Origin of the sequence: Lysobacter hankyongensis, from assembly GCF_039543145.1 — a bacterium.
In the GTDB taxonomy this organism is placed as follows: Bacteria; Pseudomonadota; Gammaproteobacteria; order Xanthomonadales; family Xanthomonadaceae; genus Lysobacter_I; species Lysobacter_I hankyongensis.
The window spans coordinates 555,885-573,249 of record NZ_BAABJE010000001.1 but is presented as its reverse complement, the minus strand read 5'-3'; the positions used below and the strand labels follow the sequence as shown (position 1 = coordinate 573,249).

Annotated in this window: 13 protein-coding genes; 5 read left to right on the top strand and 8 right to left on the bottom strand. The window is 65.6% G+C overall.

Annotated elements, in window-relative coordinates:
- Positions 1-41 precede the first annotated feature (41 nt).
- Genes ABD974_RS02655 through ABD974_RS02645 form a run of 3 tightly spaced genes read left to right on the top strand, consistent with a single transcriptional unit; the run spans position 42 to position 4,897 of the window.
- The gene (locus ABD974_RS02655; RefSeq protein ID WP_345301705.1) at positions 42-1,442 is read left to right on the top strand and encodes a GmrSD restriction endonuclease domain-containing protein; all 1,401 of its coding nucleotides are present in this window, start codon (positions 42-44) and stop codon (positions 1,440-1,442) included.
- A gap of 15 nt (positions 1,443-1,457) precedes the next feature.
- Positions 1,458-1,799, top strand: coding sequence for a hypothetical protein (locus ABD974_RS02650; protein ID WP_345301704.1), 342 nt, complete (start codon positions 1,458-1,460; stop codon positions 1,797-1,799).
- Positions 1,796-4,897 carry a type I restriction endonuclease subunit R gene (locus ABD974_RS02645; RefSeq protein ID WP_345301703.1) on the top strand — a complete coding sequence of 1,034 codons (3,102 nt, stop codon included), beginning with the start codon at positions 1,796-1,798 and terminating at the stop codon, positions 4,895-4,897. The genes ABD974_RS02650 and ABD974_RS02645 overlap by 4 nt, the downstream gene beginning before the upstream one ends.
- Before the next feature lie 519 nt (positions 4,898-5,416).
- Here the strand turns inward: ABD974_RS02645 and ABD974_RS02640 are convergent.
- The 5 genes from ABD974_RS02640 to ABD974_RS02620 all read right to left on the bottom strand — a co-directional run bounded on the left by ABD974_RS02640 (position 5,417) and on the right by ABD974_RS02620 (position 10,996).
- A complete protein-coding gene (locus ABD974_RS02640) occupies positions 5,417-6,649 on the bottom strand; it encodes a hypothetical protein (protein WP_345301702.1) in 1,233 nt (410 codons plus the stop codon).
- A 152-nt stretch (positions 6,650-6,801) separates the two neighbouring features.
- The gene (gene corA / locus ABD974_RS02635) at positions 6,802-7,806 is read right to left on the bottom strand and encodes a magnesium/cobalt transporter CorA (RefSeq protein WP_345301701.1); all 1,005 of its coding nucleotides are present in this window, start codon (positions 7,804-7,806) and stop codon (positions 6,802-6,804) included.
- Positions 7,807-8,245: 439 nt separating this feature from the next.
- Entirely contained in the window at positions 8,246-8,701 is a 456-nt protein-coding gene (locus ABD974_RS02630; protein WP_345301700.1) for an REP-associated tyrosine transposase, read from the bottom strand.
- Positions 8,702-8,910: 209 nt separating this feature from the next.
- A complete protein-coding gene (locus ABD974_RS02625) occupies positions 8,911-10,080 on the bottom strand; it encodes a lipoprotein N-acyltransferase Lnb domain-containing protein (RefSeq protein WP_345301954.1) in 1,170 nt (389 codons plus the stop codon).
- A 4-nt stretch (positions 10,081-10,084) separates the two neighbouring features.
- Positions 10,085-10,996, bottom strand: coding sequence for a CorC family transporter (locus tag ABD974_RS02620; protein WP_345301953.1), 912 nt, complete (start codon positions 10,994-10,996; stop codon positions 10,085-10,087).
- Positions 10,997-11,277: 281 nt separating this feature from the next.
- Here ABD974_RS02620 and ABD974_RS02615 point away from each other — a divergent pair, with 281 nt between their 5' ends.
- The gene (locus ABD974_RS02615; RefSeq protein ID WP_345301699.1) at positions 11,278-14,016 is read left to right on the top strand and encodes a M16 family metallopeptidase; all 2,739 of its coding nucleotides are present in this window, start codon (positions 11,278-11,280) and stop codon (positions 14,014-14,016) included.
- Positions 14,017-14,170: 154 nt separating this feature from the next.
- Here the strand turns inward: ABD974_RS02615 and ybeY are convergent, their stop codons facing one another.
- Genes ybeY through ABD974_RS02600 form a run of 3 tightly spaced genes read right to left on the bottom strand, consistent with a single transcriptional unit; the run spans position 14,171 to position 16,556 of the window.
- Positions 14,171-14,662 (bottom strand): rRNA maturation RNase YbeY, encoded by a 492-nt coding sequence (ybeY, locus tag ABD974_RS02610; protein WP_345301698.1) that lies wholly within the window; start codon positions 14,660-14,662, stop codon positions 14,171-14,173.
- Positions 14,659-15,564, bottom strand: a complete 906-nt coding sequence (locus ABD974_RS02605; RefSeq protein ID WP_345301697.1) for a hypothetical protein — start codon at positions 15,562-15,564, stop codon at positions 14,659-14,661. The genes ybeY and ABD974_RS02605 overlap by 4 nt, the downstream gene beginning before the upstream one ends.
- Complete coding sequence (locus ABD974_RS02600; RefSeq protein WP_345301952.1) at positions 15,561-16,556, bottom strand: PhoH family protein; 996 nt, start codon at positions 16,554-16,556, stop codon at positions 15,561-15,563. The genes ABD974_RS02605 and ABD974_RS02600 overlap by 4 nt, the downstream gene beginning before the upstream one ends.
- A gap of 112 nt (positions 16,557-16,668) precedes the next feature.
- Between ABD974_RS02600 and ABD974_RS02595 the strand changes: the two genes are divergently transcribed.
- The gene (locus tag ABD974_RS02595; RefSeq protein ID WP_345301696.1) at positions 16,669-17,358 is read left to right on the top strand and encodes a TetR/AcrR family transcriptional regulator; all 690 of its coding nucleotides are present in this window, start codon (positions 16,669-16,671) and stop codon (positions 17,356-17,358) included.
- Positions 17,359-17,365: the final 7 nt, after the last annotated feature.

The window sequence follows — 17,365 nt, the reverse complement described above, 5'->3', positions numbered from 1 at the left end:
CTCGCCACCAGGCCATCGTTCGATTACACGGGGGATGCAGGATGCAACAGCAGAACATTTCGATTTCGACGTTGGTGGACATGTACAAGCGAGGCGAACTGCGCCTCCCGGAGATCCAGCGCCACTACGTGTGGCGGGCGACGCGCGTACGCGATTTGCTGGATTCGCTCTACCGTGGATACCCCAGCGGTTCGATCCTCATGTGGGAAACGGATGAGCCGGTCCCTACCCGGGACTCGGCCATCGCGCAGGACACCAGTGCTTTCGTCGGCCGCAAACTGCTGCTGGATGGACAGCAGCGCCTGACCTCGCTGACGGCGGTGGTCAACGGCGAGCCGGTGCATGTGCGCGGCCGCAAACGCCCCATCGAAATCCTGTTCAACCTCGAACACCCGGATGGCCCGCCGACCGATGTCATCGAGGTCGAGAGCGACGAGGAGTCGCCGCTCAGTGCCGAGGACGAGTTCGACGGCGACGAGGAAGATGCGGACGAGCGTGAGGGGTTTCATGAAAAGCTGAGTCGCCGGACGTTCGTGGTCGCCAGCAAGGGCCTGCTGTCCCAGCCGCAGTGGGTACGCGTCAGCGAAGTCTTCGGCAACAACAACGACGGGCAGCTGCTGCAGAAGGCAGGCGTCAAGTCCTTCGACGATCCGCGATACCAACGCTATTCGGATCGGATCAAGAAACTGCGCGCCATCTGCGACTACAGCTATGTCGTCCACGTGCTGGAACGGACGATGAGCTACGAGGAGGTGACGGAGATCTTCGTCCGTGTGAATTCCCTGGGCGCCAAGCTGCGGTCTTCGGACCTGGCGCTTGCGCAGATGACGTCGCGCTGGCCGAATCTGTTGAGGCAACTGGAGGAATTCCAGGACGAGTGCGAGCAGAGTTGGTTCACGATCGAACTCGGGCAACTGGTTCGTGCGATCGTCGTATTCGCGACCCAGCAATGCCTGTTCAGGAGCGTTGCGACGACGCCCGTCGACAAGTTGAAGAAAGGCTGGGAAGAAGCAAAGGAAGGCCTGCGCTTCGCAATCAATTTCCTGCGCAGCAATGCGGGCATCGAAGACGAGTCGCTGCTGTCCTCGCCGATGTTCATCCATGCCCTGGCGGCGGTCAGTCGGGTCAAGGACAACAAGCTGACTGGCGACGAGCAGAGGAAGCTGCTGCATTGGCTGCTGGTGGCGAACGCACGCGGACGTTACTCGCGCGGTTCCACGGAAACGCTGCTCAACGAGGATCTGGCGATCATCTTCCGCGGAGCGGGCATCGAGGGGCTGATCGACCCGGTGAAGCGCCAGTTCGGCCGATTGCATGTCGAGCCCGGTGATCTCGCCGGACGCGGCGTCAACAGCCCGCTGTTCTCGCTGGCCTATCTCGCCCTGAAGGCCAATCATGCCAAGGATTGGTACAGTGGACTCGGGCTTTCGCTGACGCACTAGGGCAAGCTGCACTTCGTGCAGTGGCATCACGTCATCCCGAAATCCCTGCTCAAAGCCAAGGGATACGAGACGGGCGAGATCAACGAGATCGCCAACATGGCGTTCATCACGGGGCAGACCAATCGCCGCATCAGCAACAAGGAGGCCTCCCAGTATCTGGCCGACATCGTCCAGAAACAGGGCGCCCAGGCACTTTCCAGTCAATGCGTCCCTCTCGAAGCCGAGCTGTGGAGCGTGGAGCGCTACCGCGACTTCCTCTCCGTCCGACGCGCGGCGCTTGCTGATCGGATGAATGCCTTCATCATGGCGTGCGCTGGGCTGCAACACGCTTCGACGGGCGATGCGGAGGCCACGTGAACTTGCACCAGGAACACCACTTCGAACGCGAGATCTGCGACTACCTCGCCGCGCATGGCTGGCTGCATGCGGAGGGGGACGCCGGCCTGTACGACCGGACGACGGCGTTGTTCCTGCCCGACCTGCTGGCCTGGATCGAGGCGACCCAGCCGCAGGCGTGGCAGGCGCTGACGAAGGCGCATGGCCCGCATGCGGGCCGGCGCGTGGCCGAGCGCGTGCGCAAGAGCCTCGACGAGCGCGGCACGCTGGACGTGCTGCGCCGCGGCGTCGAACTGGTGGGCCTGAAGGCGCCGCTGTCGCTGGCCCAGTTCAAGCCGGCGCTGGCGACGAACCCGGTGACGCAGCAGCACTACGCTGACAATCGGTTGCGCGTGGTGCGGCAGGTGCATCATTCGCCCAACCGGCCGCAGGACGCGATCGATCTGGTGCTGTTCGTCAACGGCGTGGCGGTCGCCACTGCGGAATTGAAATCCGATTTCACCCAGTGCGTCGACGATGCGGTGGACCAGTACCGCCACGACCGCAGTCCGCATCCCAAGGGTGGCGTGAGCGAACCGCTGCTGTCGTTCCCCGGAGGGGCGCTGGTCCATTTCGCGGTCAGTCAATCCGAAGTGATGATGACGACGCGGCTGGACGGGACGGACACCCGCTTCCTGCCGTTCAATCGCGGCAACGACGGCGCCGCCGGCAATCCGCCGAACCCGGAAGGTTTCGCGACCGCCTACCTGTGGGAACAGGTCTGGGCGCGCGAGAGCTGGTTGCAGATCCTCGGCCGATACCTGATCGGCAAGCGCGACGACAAGAAGCAATTGGTGTCGGTGATCTTCCCGCGCTATCACCAGTTGGATGTGACCCGGAAGCTGGTGGCCGACATCCGCGCCAACGGTGCCGGCCAGCGCTACCTGATCCAGCATTCCGCCGGCTCGGGCAAGACCAATTCGATCGCATGGACCGCGCACTTCCTCGCCGACCTGCACGATGATGCCAACCACAAGGTCTTCGACAGCGTGCTGGTGGTCTCCGACCGCAACGTGCTGGACGCACAGTTGCAGGAGGCAATCTTCGACTTCGAACGGACGACCGGCGTGGTGGCGTCGATCACCGGCGAGCAGGCTAGCAAGAGTCGGCAACTGGGGCAGGCGCTGAAGGACGGCAAGAAGATCATCGTCTGCACGATCCAGACATTCCCGTTCGCCTTGAAAACCGTGCAGGAATTGGCGGCGACCGAAGGCAAGCGGTTCGCCGTGATCGCCGACGAAGCCCACAGCTCGCAGACGGGCGAAGCCGCCGCGAAGCTGCGCGAGATCCTGAGTGCCGAGGAATGGGCCGAGTTGCAGGATGGCGGCGAGGTCGATTCGCAAACCATCCTTTCCGCCAGTATGGCGGCGCGCGCGGGCGGCCATGTCGGGCTGACCTATGTCGCCTTCACCGCGACCCCGAAGGGCAAGACGCTGGAACTGTTCGGCCGCCCCGGCTCGGATGGCAAGCCCGAGCCCTTCCACGTCTACAGCATGCAGCAGGCGATCGAGGAGGAATTCATTCTCGACGTGCTGTGCAACTACACGCCGTACAAGCTGGCGTTCCGGCTTGCGCATGGCGGCGAGGAGTTCGACCAGTCGCAGGTCGAGCGTTCCGCGGCGATGAAGGGCCTGATGCAGTGGGTGCGCCTGCACGACTACAACATCGCGTCCAAGGTGCAGGTGGTGGTGGAGCACTACCGCGAGAACGTGCAGCCGCTGCTGGCCGGCAAGGCCAAGGCCATGGTGGTCGTCGCCAGCCGCAAGGAGGCCGTGCGCTGGCAGAAGGCGATTCGCGCCTACATCGAGCGGCAGGGCTATCCGCTGGGCGTATTGGTGGCGTTCTCTGGGGAAGTGGACGACCCCGAGAGCTACCCCGAGCCAGTCACCGAAAGCAATGCGCTGCTCAATCCCGGGCTGAAGGGACGCGACATCCGCGAAGCGTTCGCGCGACCCGATTACCACCTGCTGCTGGTCGCGAACAAGTTCCAGACCGGATTCGACCAGCCGCTGCTGTGCGGCATGTACATCGACAAGCTGCTCGGCGGTATCCAGGCCGTGCAGACACTGTCTCGGTTGAATCGCGCCTACCCGGACAAGGACACGACATACATCCTCGATTTCGTGAACGACCCGGCCGAAATCCTCAAGGCTTTCCAGACTTACTACAAGACCGCGCAGTTGGAAGCGACGACCGATCCCAACCTCGTGTTCGATCTGAGGGCGAAGCTGGATGCCGCGGGCTACTACGACGCTTTCGAGGTCGACCGGGTGGTGGCCGCGGAGATCGATCCTTCCGCAACGCAGGCGAAGTTGAGCGCGGCGATCGAACCGGTCGCCGACCGATTGCTCAAGCGCTACAAGGCGGCCCGGCAGGCGCGTGTCGCCGCGGAAGCAGGCGGACATGCCGAAGCGGCGAAGGCGAACAAGGACATCATGGACGAGCTTGTCCTCTTCAAGGGCGACATGGGCGCATACGTCCGCCTCTATGCCTTCCTGTCGCAGATTTTCGATTACGGCAACACGGACATCGAGAAGCGCGCCATCTTCTACAAGCGTCTGATCCCGTTGCTGGATTTCGGCCGGGAGCGCGACACGGTGGACCTGTCCAAGGTCATCCTGACGCACCATTCCCTGCGAACGTCAGGCAAGCAGGCGTTGAGCCTGGACACCGATGGCAACTACAAGCTCAAGCCGATCGACGCCACGGGCAGCGGTCGGGTCCAGGACAAGGAGCGGGTCTATCTCGTCGAGATCATCGAGAAGGTCAATGGTTTGTTCGAAGGCATCCTGTCGGAATCCGATCAGTTGCAGTACGTCGACGGTGTCATCAAGGGGAAACTGCTCGAGAACGAAACCCTGCAACGCCAGGCACTGAGCAATTCGAAGGAACAATTCGCCAATTCCCCCGACCTGCACACGGAGTTGTTGCACGCCATCATGGACGCGCAGGAAGCACATGCCTCGATGAGCAATCAGGCGCTTGCTTCGGAGCGTATTCGCCTGGGGCTGCTGGGAATTCTTCTGGGCCCTGGGCGTTTGTACGAGTCTTTTCGGGAGCGCTCCGCGCCGGGGCCATGATGCGGTAAATGAGTGCGACAGCGGGTACGCTGGTCGCGACTTGCGTCGCTACTACAGGGGCAGGGCGGCGGGCTTGAGCCCGCCCTACAACCCGCGGACCTTCTTGAGATAGCGGTACAGCACCACGCGGGCGACGGCGATGTCGATGAGGATGGCGTTCGCTGGGTAGGGTGAGCGCAGCGATGCCCACTCTTCCGACATCCGATACCTGCAGGCATCGAACGTAGCGACGATCGCATCGCAAGCGGATTCGGGATGGGCGGTGGTTCGAGTGGGTCTGGTTGCGCGCCCTCACCCCTCTAACCGTCGATCAGAAGATCGGGCCTGAAGGCCCTCCTGCCGGGGCGGCGGGCGTGTAGTGTTGCAGGAGGGGCTTCAGCCCCGAGCCTTGCGACGGATCAAGATCAAGCGCTCGGGCCTGAAGGCCCTCCTACGGGGATGGCGCTGCGTCGCGGCGCACATGCCGACCGCCCGCCGTGCGGGCGATCGGCCGGATCGGTCCCGGACATTCGCCGGTGGTTAGAGCCAATCCACCGAGAAGTTGGTGATGTAGACCGTGTAGTCGCGCTGACTGCCCGTGGCGTAGCCCAGCGTGTAACCCGTCAGCTCCACGGGAAAGGGGCTGGCGGGATTCGCGAATTGTCCGCTGGCGTTCCAGATGTCCGACTTGACCAGCGTGTTGGTGCCGGTGTCGATGATGCTGTACGAGATGTTGCCGTTGTCGCTGACGCGGATGTCCACGGAATACGTGCGGTTGTTCGCCAGCGTGCTGCTGCCCGGGTTGGCGCCGCGGAGGTTCCCGCCATCGTTGCCGGCCACCCACCAGGATTCGGTGAAGACCTGGTTGGGCATCTGGGCCGGCCAACTGTTGTTGGGCATCGATATCGATTGCCCGAAGATGATCATGCCGAGACCGCGATGCCAGGTGCAGCTCGGGCCGACCTGATCCTGGCTTGGGCAGACATTCAGCGCATTCGGCGAGCCCAGCGAGAATCGGCCATGCAGGGAAAAGAACAGATGGTCGGTGCTGCCGAAGTAGTCGGGCGACCAGAACCTGAAGCGCATGCGCTGCGTGGTTCTGCCTGCGGGTTTCGAGGTGGCGGCGACGCCGGTGCTGCCGAAGTAGTAATCGCGGTAGTTCGGAATGTTCGGATTGGTGCCGTTGCAGTCGCCCGCCGCCCTGCCCGGGCAGCGCAAGCCTAGGATCATGCCGCCGCTGACCGTCGGGTTCGCGGTCGTATACACGTAGCCCTGGAGACCGTCCGATCCCCAGCCCTGGGTCGTCAGGTTGTAGAGTTCGGTCGAACTGAGCGTGTACTTGTGGACGAGATCGCCGGTGGCGCCATCGTATTTCGCGGCGCGGTACATCGGAACCGAACCCGGCACTTGGGTCGTGTAGATGTAGCCTTCGATGCCTTCGTACACGTAACCGGCGGCCAGCACCTGACTTTCTTCGGTCGCCGATGCCGTGTAGAAATGATCGAGCTGCGGTGCGCCCTTGAAGAATCGCTTGAACGGCCTGGTGCTCGGCTGCTGCGTTTTCTCCATGTACGCCAGAATGCCCGTGTTGGCGTATCCGTGGTTGCCGACGGCCGTCGCGTGTTGCTGCGCGTCGATGGTGTAGAAATGGTCGGTGTATTGCGCGTTGTATGCCGATCGCAATGCGACGAGGGGCGGTTGCGGGGTGATCTGCCCGATGCTGCCGGTCGAAAACACCATGAGGAGGGCGAAGATGCCGATTCTGGTTTTCATGATCGTTTCCTTTGTCATGTCGTGCGCATTGTCGTGGGGAATTCGGCAGATGAGTCCGCGGTTCGTTTCGCGAATCTCAAGCACCAGTCTGCGATGGAACGAGGATGCCTGCTGTTCCGCGGCGGGATCGTTCGGGCGGGCTTGAGCCCGCCCTACAGCCAGCGGACTTTCTTGAGATAGCGGTACAGCACCACGCACACGACGACGACGGTACCGATGAGGATCCAGTAGCTGTACTTGCCGTGCAGTTCGGGCATGTGTTCGAAGTTCATGCCGTACCAGCTGGCGATCAGCGTGGGTGCGGCGAGCAGGGCCGCCCAGCCGGCGAGTTTCTTGACGGTTTCGCCCTGCTGGATGGTGACCAGCGAGAGGTTGACGCTCATCGCGGCGCTGAGCATTTCGCGCAGGGTGTCGATGGCGTCGTTGAGGCGCACGACATGGTCGAGCACGTCGCGGAAGTAGAGCTTGGCTTCCTCGGTCACCTGGGTCATCTGGGTGCGGGTGAGCTGGGCGAGGATGTCCTGCAGCGGCGCGATCGCGAGCCGCAGTTGGGTGAGTTCCTTCTTCAGTTCGTAGAGCTTGACGATGGTGTCGCGGCGCCACGAGGACGCGAGGATCTCGTGCTCCAGCGCGTTCAGTTCGTCGCGGAATTCGTTGACGATGGGCTGGTAGTTGTCGACGATGAAATCGAGGATGCCGTACAGCGCGAATGCCGGGCCCTGCGACAGCAGCTCGGGTTCGCGCTCGAAGCGGGCGCGGACGTGGCGGTACGACAGCGAGGCGCCGTGGCGTACCGTCACCAGAAAGCGCGGGCCGACGAAGGCGTGGGTCTCGCCGAAGCGCACGTGGCCTTCGACCAGCTGCGCGGTGTGCACGGCGAGGAACAGCGAATTGCCGTAGGCCTCGATCTTCGGGCGCTGGTGCGCGTGCTGCGCGTCCTCGATCGCGAGGTCGTGGAGGCAGAATTCCTCCTGCAGTTTGTCGAGCAGGGTTTCTTCCGGTTCGTACAGGCCGACCCAGACGAAGCTGCCGTCGTCCGCGGCGAGCACGTCGCTGATCTGGTCGAGGCCGATGTCGGTGCGGACGCCGTCGCGGTAGACGGCGCAGTTCACGACGCATTGCGGCAGCGTCGGGACGGCGGGATTGGGCGTGCTCATGCGCGGCATCGTGCCGGGATCGGGCGGGTGGGGCAAGCGTGGGCCTGAGCGCCGCAGGATCCCGTAGGAGGTGGGCGGTGTGAGATGGCCTGTAGGAGGGGCTTCAGCCCCGAGCTCTGCGATGAATCAAGATCAAGAGCTCGGGCCTGAAGGCCCTCCTACGGGGGCGACGGGCGTGTGATTTGTAGGAGGGGCTTTAGCCCCGAGCTCTGCGACGGATCAAGATCAAGAGCTCGGGCCTGAAGGCCCTCCTACGGGGGCGACGGGCGTGTGATTTTTGTAGGAGGGGCTTTAGCCCCGATCTCTGGGATGGATCAAGATCAAGAGCTCGGGCCTGAAGGCCCTCCTACGGGGGCGACGGGCGTGTGATTTGTAGGAGGGGCTTTAGCCCCGAGCTCTGCGACGGATCAAGATCAAGAGCTCGGGCTTGAAGGCCCTCCTACAGAGGGAGGCCTTGCGAAAACGGATAGGCGTCGGCGGTGTCGACCAGGCCCGCACGCACGGGATTGTTGAGGATGTAGTTCGCGACGGTCGGCAGGTCTTCTTCGGCGCGCAGCGCGCGATCGTGGAAGCTGTCCTGCCAGACGCGCCCGGCGTGCGGATGACGCTGCCCCAATGTGCGTGCGCTCGCGCCTTTCAGCCTGCCGATCAGTTGCGAGAGAGAGATGTCCGCATCGAGCCGGATCAGACCGTGCCAGTGATCGGGCATCAATACCCATGCCATGAGGTGCGCGCCGGTCCAGTGCCGGGATTCGAGCAGTGCGGCGGCTGCATCGGTGGCGATTCCGTGTTCCCGGAAGATCGGTTTGCGTGCGTGGGTGCAGAACGTGACCAGGTAGATTCGGCCCGGTTGCGAAACGCGGCCTTTTCGGAGTCGATGATGTCCGTGGTTCATCCGGGCAGGATGCGTGGATGCCCGAGTCTGTGGAATCAGGCCAAGCCGCGGTTGGAGGTAGGCGTTTTCCGAGGGCGGGAAAGCTCGGGCCTGAAGGCCCTCCTACGGGGCGACGGGCGTGTGGTTTTGTAGGAGGGGCTTCAGCCCCGAACTCTGCGATGGGATCAAGATCAAAAGCTCGGGCCTGAAGGCCCTCCTACAGGGGCGATCTATGGGCGCGGGCGCAGCCACGCCAGCGCGAGGGCGGCGTGTATCGGCAGCAGCAGGGCGATCCAGTGGCCGTTGGCCTGCGGTACGGCGGCGACCCAGTGCGCGAAGGGTGCGAGGACGGCGCCGACCGCGACCGTCGCGAGCGCGATACGGAACAGGCGTCCAGGTGCGCGGCCGCGCAGCAGGCGCCAGCCGCCCGGCAGCAGCAGCCAGCACAGCGGGCTGAGCAGCAGCAGATTGCGGTTGGCCCAGCCGAAGCGGTGTTCGGTGCCGAGCCAGACGAGCAGCATCACCGTGCCGAGTGTGGCGGAGGCGAGCCAGAACAGCGTCGCGGCGGCGGCGGCGCTGCGCGGTGCACGCGAACGCCAGAGGCTCCACAGCGCGGCGATCGCGAGTCCGGCGAGCAGCCAGCGCCACCACACAAACGCGAATTCGGCGGGTTCGGGCGCGATGCGGTGCGGCGCGACCTCGTCTTCCGCGAGTACCAGCGGACGGCCGTCGGGAAGGCGCGCTTCGCGCAGGCTGTCTGCGAGGCGCATCGGCACGTAGGCGTCTTCCCAGCGCGACAGCGGCATATCCGAGGCCGGGCCGAGACCGATGTCGAAACCCAGCCACATCCACGACGCCGGACTGGCCAGGCGCACCGCTTCGTTGCGGTAGGTGTTGCCCTGCGAGCGCGAGACGAGCTGCGGTTTCAGCGCGCCGCCGAGCGCGCGGTCGACGGCGTCGCGCACGCGGGTGGCGCAGTTGTCGGTGAAGTAGTCGTAGCGGTAGCGCGCGTTCTCGGGCTTCGCGTTCTCCGCCAGCGCGGCGGCCATCGCCTCGGCCTGCGCCGGTGTGAGGTCGAGCCATTGGATGCGCACGCCGCGGCCGCTGTCGAGGTAGTACTGCAGGTCGTCGCGCCACGGCAGGCGCGCGAGGTAATAGCGCATGTCCCCCTGGATGAAGCGACCCATGAAGCCGGCTTCTTCCATGTCGAAGAAACCGAAGTTGTAGGACAGCGTTTCGTTCGTCGCCGGATCGTCGACGACGATGGCGTTGTGGCCGAAACGTTCGAAGAAGATCTCGCCCGGCTGCATCGTCGCCACGCCGATCCGCGGCGCGGCCTGTGCCGCCAGGGCGAAGAACAGCGCGCAGAGCCCGATCAACAGGCGCCGCGCGCGTTGCATCGGCTTACGCGGCATGCACGCTCACGTGCAGCGTGTGCAGGCGACGCGCGTCGGCGTGCGCGATGCGGAAACCGAAGCGGCCCAGCGTCAGCTCTTCGCCGGCTTCGGGCAGGTGGCCGATGGCCGAGGTGACCAGCCCGCCGATGGTGTCGTATTCGTCGTCGGCGAAATCCGCGCCGAACCGGGCGTTGAAGTCGGCGATCGGGGTCAGCGCGTCGACCAGATACTGGCCGTCGGCCTGGGCCGCGATCAGCGCGTTGGGGTCTTCGGCGTCGTCGTGCTCGTCGTCGATCTCGCCGACGATCTGTTCCAGCACGTCCTCGATGGTGACGAGGCCGGCGACGCCGCCGTATTCGTCGATCACGATCGCCATGTGGTTGCGCGACTGGCGGAACTCGCGCAGCAGGATGTCGAGGCGCTTGGATTCGGGGACGAGCACCGCGGGGCGCAGCAGTTCGCGCACGGTGCTCGGGCCGTTGTCGGTCACCACGCCGCGCAGCAGATCCTTCGCGAGCAGGATGCCGAGGATTTCGTCCTTGTCTTCGCCGTGTACCGGGAAGCGCGAATGGCCGGATTCGACCACTTCCTTCATCAGCGCGAGGAATTTGCCGTCGACCGGCAGCACCACCATCTGCGCGCGCGGCACCATGATGTCGCCGACGCTCATGTCGGAAATGGCGACCGCGCCTTCCATGATCCGCAGGGTGTCGGCATCGATCACGCCGTCGGCCTGCACGTCGCGCAGCAGCTCGACCAGATCTTCCTGATTGTCGGGCTCGCCGGAAATGGCGGCGCTCAGGCGGGAGAGCCAGGAGCGGCCCTTGTCGGCCTTGCGGCCGTTGGGTTTGTCGGAAGCCGGCTTGTCGGCGGGCTTCGCGGCGCCGTCCGGCGCGCGGGTACTGTCGTCCTCGGACATTGTCGTCATGGCATCGCCCGTGCGGGCGGAGTGGGCCAGTTTAGCGGAGCGGGGCGAGGTGCGCATGCGGGGTGGGGCGTTCGCGACCGGGGTCGGCCGGGGGATTCTTTGCAAAATCAAACGCTTGGATGAATCCGGGGCGTTGCGGACACGAATTGCCCCTGTCTTCCGGCCCTGTCGTGCGCATCGGCGGCGCTGCTACGGTCAGCGGCCCGAAAGCCGTGCGTGCCGAGCGCACCGGCTCCGGTCCCGTCTCCATTCCCGTCCGATCGAGCCTCGCCATGCGCAGATTCGCCTCCGCCCTCGTCCTCCTCTGCGCGCTCGCGGCGCCCGTCGCCGCGGCCTTCGCCGCCACGCCGGTTGTGCCCGATGTGGAGCAGCTGCGCATCAAGCACGAACGCTTCGTGCTGCCCAACGGCCTGACCGTGCTGGTGCACGAAGACCACAGCGTGCCGATCGTGGCGGTGAATGTCTGGTATCACGTCGGCTCGCGCGACGAACGTCGCGGGCGCACCGGCTTCGCGCATCTGTTCGAGCATTTCTTCTTCAACGGCAGCCAGAACTATCCGCACGGCTTCCGCGAGGCGATGGACGATCTCGGCGCGAACAACCGCAACGGCACGACCAATACCGACCGCACCAATTTCTTCGAGGACGTGCCGGTCTCGGCGCTGGAACGCACGCTGTATCTCGAAGCGGACCGCATGGGTTTCCTCGCCGCGAACATCAATCAGGAGATGCTGGAGCGCGAACGCGGCGTGGTCCAGAACGAGAAGCGGCAGGGCGAGAATCAGCCCTACGGCCGCAGTTTCGAGCGCCTGCTGCAGGTGATGTACCCGTATTCGCATCCCTACAGCTGGTCGACGATCGGCAGCATGGACGATCTGCAGGCGGCGAAGCTCGAAGACGTGAAGGCGTGGTACGCCACCTACTACGGCCCGAACAATGCGGTGCTGGCGCTGGCCGGCGACATCACCGTCGAGCAGGCGAAGGCGCTGACCACGAAGTATTTCGGCGCGATTCCGCCGGGCCCGCCGCTGCCGCGGCTGGAAGCCTGGGTGCCGCGGCTCGACGGCGACATCCGCGACACGATGCAGGATCGCGTGCCGCAGCACCGCATCTACCGCGCGTGGCCGCTGCCGCCGGGCGGCGCGCGCGACGTGCATGCGATGGAACTGTTTGCCAGCGTGTTGTCGGGCAGCGACAGCGCGCCGCTGGATCGCCGGCTGGTGTTCGAGACCCAGCTCGCGACCAATGTCGGCGCCTTCGTCAACGATGGCGAACTCGCGAGCACCTTCATCGTTACCGTCGACGTGAAGCCCGGCGCCGATCCGGTCGCCGCCGAACGTGAACTCGACGCCACGCTCGCCGCGCTGTTGAAGCAGGGGCCGGCGCCGGCCGATCTGCAGCGTGCGCGCACGCGGTTCCTCGCCGCGTTCGCCCGCGGCATCGAGCGTCTCGGCGGTTTCGGCGGGCGTTCCGACGTGCTCGCGGAAAGCCAGACCTATCACGGCGATTCCGAAGCCTATCTGCAGCGGCTGCGCGATCTGGCGGGACTGAGCCCGAACCACGTTCAGACCACGGCGCAGACGTGGCTGCGCGGCCATCACGCGACCCTGGTGGTGGAACCCTTCCCGAAACTCGCTGCCGGTCGCGACACGTTCGACCGCACCGCGCTGCCCGCGCTGGGCGCGCCGCCGAAGGTCGCGTTCCCGCGGATGCAGCGCGCGACGCTGTCGAACGGCATGAAGGTGGTGTTGCTGGAACGCCATTCGGCGCCGCTGGTGAGCATGGCGCTGGCGGTCGATGCCGGCGCCAGCGCCGATCCGGCGACGGCCCCGGGCACCTCGCGTTTCGCGCTCGATCTGTTCCTCAAGGGCACGACCACGCGCGATGCCTTCCGCATCGCCGACGAACGCGATGCGCTCGGCGCGACCCTGGGCACCGGCAATTCGCTGGACCAGTCGTTCGTGTACATGACCGCGCTGCGCGCCAACCTCGGCGGCTCGCTGGATCTGCTCGCGGATGTCGCGCGCAATCCCGCGTTCCCGCAGGACATGGTCGACCTGCAGCGCAAGCAGCAGCTCGCCGCGATCGAACAGCAGCGCGCGAATCCGGGCGGCGCGGTGCAGCGACTGCTGCCGCCGCTGCTGTACGGCGCCGAACATCCCTACGGCCGTCCCGGTGGCAGTCTCGGCACGGCCGCGTCGGTGTCGGCGCTGCAGCGCGACGCACTGCTGGACTGGCACCGGCGCTGGTTCGTGCCGTCGAACACGACGCTGGTGGTCGCCGGCGACATCGATCTGTCCACGCTGGTGCCCGAACTGGAACGCAGTTTCGGCGCGTGGCGCGGCGGGCAGGCGCCGGCCAAGGCGCTCGCCGCGGCGAATTCGCCCGGCCGCGGCAAGGTGTATCTGGTCGACAAGCCCGATGCGCCGCAGTCGGTGATCGTGGCCGCGCATCTCGGTCCGGATGGCGCCACCCCGGGCGATCTCGCGCTGGAAACGGTGATGCGCAATTTCGGCGGCATGGCGACGTCGCGCCTGAACCGCAATCTGCGCCTGGAGAAGCACTGGTCGTACGGCACCTCCGGCGGGCTGTCCGGCGCGCGCGGCACCCGCAGCTTCGTGGTCACCGCGCCGGTGCAGACCGACAAGACGAAGGAATCGATGATCGAAGTGCTGAAGGAAATCCGCGGCGTCGCCGGCGCGCGTCCGCTGGTCGGAGAGGAATACGACAGCATCATGCGCAGCCAGGTCGCGCGCCTGCCGGGTCGCTTCGAGACGCTCGACGCGCTGATCTCGGCGGCGGTCGATCACGTCAACACCGGCCGTGCGCCGGAGTACTACTACGATTACGCCGACAACCTGCGCGCGCTGGATCCGGCCGCGCTGGCCGAGGCCGGCCGCGTGGTGAAGCCCGATGAGCTGGTGTGGATCGTCATCGGCGATCTGAAGACGATCGAAGCCGGCGTGCGCGAACTCGGTTTCGGCGAGGTGGTGCGAGTGCAGGTGGAATAAACGCCGAGCCCGATCATCGCAGGAGGGCCTTCAGATTTTGTAGGAGGGCCTTCAGGCCCGAGCTTCACGCGCGGACATCGCGATCGGGCATCGCGATCGGACCGAAAAGCTCGGGCCTGAAGGCCCTCCTACGACAGCGGCGTGCTCCGCGGCGTCAATCGCGGATGCGATAGGGATCGGCGATGCCCAGTTCGGCGAGGATGTCGCGCTCCAGTTGTTCCATGCATTCGGCTTCGCGTTCGTCCTGATGATCCATGCCCAGCAGATGCAGCACGCCGTGCACGGTGAGGTGGGCGTAGTGGTGCGCGACCGGCTTGTCCTGTTCGGCGGCTTCGCGGGCGACGACCGGCACGCACAGCACGATGTCGCCCATCAGCGGCAGGGTCACGCCCTTGGGCAGCTTCACGCCTTCCGGCAATTCGCCGGGGAAACTCAGCACATTGGTCGCGTAGTCCTTGCCGCGGTAATGGCGGTTGAGCGAGCGGCCTTCATCCTCGCCGACCAGGCGGATCGCGATGTCGGCCTCGCGGATGCGTCCTTCCAGCGCGGTCGCGACCCAGCGCCGGAAACTGGTCGCCGCCGGCACGCCCGCGCGCGGCGCGGCGTAGCCGACGGCGACATCGAGGCGGATCGGGCCTTTGGTCATTGCACGCTCCAGTCTGCTGGCTCGTATCGGATGGTCACGACTTCGCTGCTGTCATTCGATGAGGTGAGCGTGGCGGCCGTCGTCGATTCGACACAACTGCGCCAGCCCATTTCCTCCATCGCATGGAGAATCTGTCCGATGCTGGCGGTCGCGGCGTCGTTCACGTACATCGACATTGCGCCGCAACGGCCGATGTTCTCGATTCCAATCTGGGAGACGATGTTTTCGATGATCTCGTCCGATCGTTTTTCGAGTTCCTGATTTGGGAGAACTCCGGTGTTCGTCACCGTGGCGCGGATGAAATACATATGGCGATTGAAGAGATAGATGTACTTGCTCCGGCGGGACGGCGCATCGTTGCCGGCTCCGCGGTCCAGATAGGTCGTCGTCATCCGCTGTCCGCGCAGCGGTTTCTGTGGATAAAGGACATCGTTCTGCGAGGAGGGCGTCGGATTGGGTATCGGCTGACCGGTGGCGAGGTCGATGGTCGTCGAGTTGCCGCGCTTCGGCGGCAGCTTCACCGATACGCCGGAGACATCGACGACTTCGTAATCGGCATGACCGGCGCTGGCGGCGCCCTCGGCGAGCCGTGTCTGCAAGGCACGGAATTCAGCCTTGAGCGACTTCTGCTCCGGCTCATCCCCGGCCGGGTGGATCACGAACGTGATCGTCGTTTCCGGAGCGTTGCCGTCGCGGTAACGAAGGACGACGCCGGACATCCTTCGAGCGACATCGTGCTCCGCAGCCGTCAGCAGCAGCGAGCCGGCATGCTTCGGCGCGGAGATGCGGGATTCCTCGACGTAGGGGCGCAGAAGGGGCGCTGGCGTGTCCGCAGCGCGAGCGGCAGACAGCGCCGACGCGATGCAGACCAGCGCACACCACGCGCGGATGTCGGATTTCATGGGGCGGCCTGTTCCCTTGAGGTCTGCGCTTCATACGCCCGCACGATCTTCGCCACCAGCGGATGGCGGACCACGTCGCGGGCTTCGAAGAAGGTGAAGCTGACGCCGTCGACCTCGCGCAGCACGTCGATGGCGTCGCGCAGGCCGGATTTCACGTGCTTCGGCAGATCGATCTGGGTCAGGTCGCCGGTGACCACGGCGGTGCTGCCGAAGCCGAGGCGGGTGAGGAACATCTTCATCTGTTCGATGGTGGTGTTCTGGGCCTCGTCGAGGATCACGTAGGCGTCGTTGAGCGTGCGTCCGCGCATGTACGCCAGCGGCGCGATCTCGATGACGTTCTTCTCCAGCAGCTTCGCGACCTTTTCGACGCCGAGCATTTCGTACAGCGCGTCGTAGAGCGGACGCAGGTAGGGATCGACCTTCTGCGAGAGATCGCCAGGGAGGAAGCCGAGCTTTTCGCCGGCTTCCACCGCCGGGCGCACCAGGACGATGCGCTGGATGCGCGCGGTGTTCAGCGCTTCCACCGCCATCGCCACGGCGAGGAAGGTCTTGCCGGTGCCGGCGGGGCCGATGCCGAAATTGATGTCGTGGGTGGCGATCGCGTGCAGATATTTCTGCTGGTTCGCGCCGCGGCCGCGCACGGTGCCGCGCTTGACCTTCACCGCGACGTCCTGCGGCTGGTAGCCGCCAGCGTTCACGGGCGTGGCGGGCTCGTCGCCGCCGAGGCGCAGATGGATCGCCTGCGCGTCGAACGTGGTTTCGGCGGCTTCCTCGTAGAGCGCGCGGAGCAGTTTCTCGGTCGCGGCCACGCTGGCTTCGTCGTCGCCGCTGACGCGGAAGAGGTTGCCGCGACCGGCGATTTCCACGCCGCGCCGCAGTTCGATCTGGCGCAGATGGGCGTCGAAAGGGCCGGCGAGGTTGGCGAGGCGTTCGGGATCGGCGGGGTCGAGCGCGAAGTCGCGGCTGTAGGGGCGGAGCGCATGGGTCTGCATAGGCCGGAAAGGGTAGCGCGCGATGCGGGCGGAGACCATGCCGCCGACCGTTCGTCGGTCGGGCCGGGGTTCAGGCTGGACATTAATTAATCGAACAATTAATTTTATGATCATGTCGCCATCCAAACCTTCCGGCACCGCTTCCCGCCCCGCCTTGCGGCCTCGCGGCCGGTCGCCCGGTCGGCCCGCCGCGGATGATGGTGCGGATCTGCGCGGACGGCTGCTCGACGCCGCCGTCGCCTGTTTCGCACGCCAGGGCATCGCCGGCAGTTCGCTGCGCGACATCGCCACCGCGGCCGGGGCCACGCCGGCGCTGCTGCACTATTACTTCGGCAATCGCGATGCGCTGCTGGACGCGGTGATCGAGGAACGATTGATGCCGGTCACGCAGCATCTGCGCGCGCCGCTGCTGGACGCCGGCGACGATCCGCGCGCGCTGATCCGCGGGTTCGTGCGCGCGGTCTTGGCCACCGCGATGGCGCATCCGTGGCTGCCGCAACTGTGGGTGCGCGAAGTGCTGCACGAAGGTGGCGGACTGCGCCGGCTCATGCAGGAGCGCATCGGCCCGGTGGTGGCGCGCGCGCTGGCCGAGCGCTTCGCGCAGGCGCAGGCGCAGGGCCGGCTGAATCCGCGGATCGACCCGCGCCTGCTGGTGCCCTCGCTGATCGGCCAGACGATGTTCATGGCCGCGAGCGCGCCGATCTGGCGCGGTCTCTTCGACGCCGCCGACATCGATGCCGACGCGATCGGCGATCACGTCCTCACCCTTCTCGAACATGGTCTGGAGCTGCGCGATGCGTAGACGGTGC

Coding starts and splice junctions, on each gene's coding strand:
- ybeY (WP_345301698.1), bottom strand. CDS start 14,662: ATGACCAAAGGCCCGATCCGCCTCGATGTCGCCGTCGGCTACGCCGCG.
- ABD974_RS02625 (WP_345301954.1), bottom strand. CDS start 10,080: ATGCAACGCGCGCGGCGCCTGTTGATCGGGCTCTGCGCGCTGTTCTTC.
- ABD974_RS02655 (WP_345301705.1), top strand. CDS start 42: ATGCAACAGCAGAACATTTCGATTTCGACGTTGGTGGACATGTACAAG.
- corA (WP_345301701.1), bottom strand. CDS start 7,806: ATGAGCACGCCCAATCCCGCCGTCCCGACGCTGCCGCAATGCGTCGTG.
- ABD974_RS02620 (WP_345301953.1), bottom strand. CDS start 10,996: ATGTCCGAGGACGACAGTACCCGCGCGCCGGACGGCGCCGCGAAGCCC.
- ABD974_RS02595 (WP_345301696.1), top strand. CDS start 16,669: ATGTCGCCATCCAAACCTTCCGGCACCGCTTCCCGCCCCGCCTTGCGG.
- ABD974_RS02630 (WP_345301700.1), bottom strand. CDS start 8,701: ATGAACCACGGACATCATCGACTCCGAAAAGGCCGCGTTTCGCAACCG.
- ABD974_RS02640 (WP_345301702.1), bottom strand. CDS start 6,649: ATGAAAACCAGAATCGGCATCTTCGCCCTCCTCATGGTGTTTTCGACC.
- ABD974_RS02605 (WP_345301697.1), bottom strand. CDS start 15,564: ATGAAATCCGACATCCGCGCGTGGTGTGCGCTGGTCTGCATCGCGTCG.
- ABD974_RS02600 (WP_345301952.1), bottom strand. CDS start 16,556: ATGCAGACCCATGCGCTCCGCCCCTACAGCCGCGACTTCGCGCTCGAC.
- ABD974_RS02615 (WP_345301699.1), top strand. CDS start 11,278: ATGCGCAGATTCGCCTCCGCCCTCGTCCTCCTCTGCGCGCTCGCGGCG.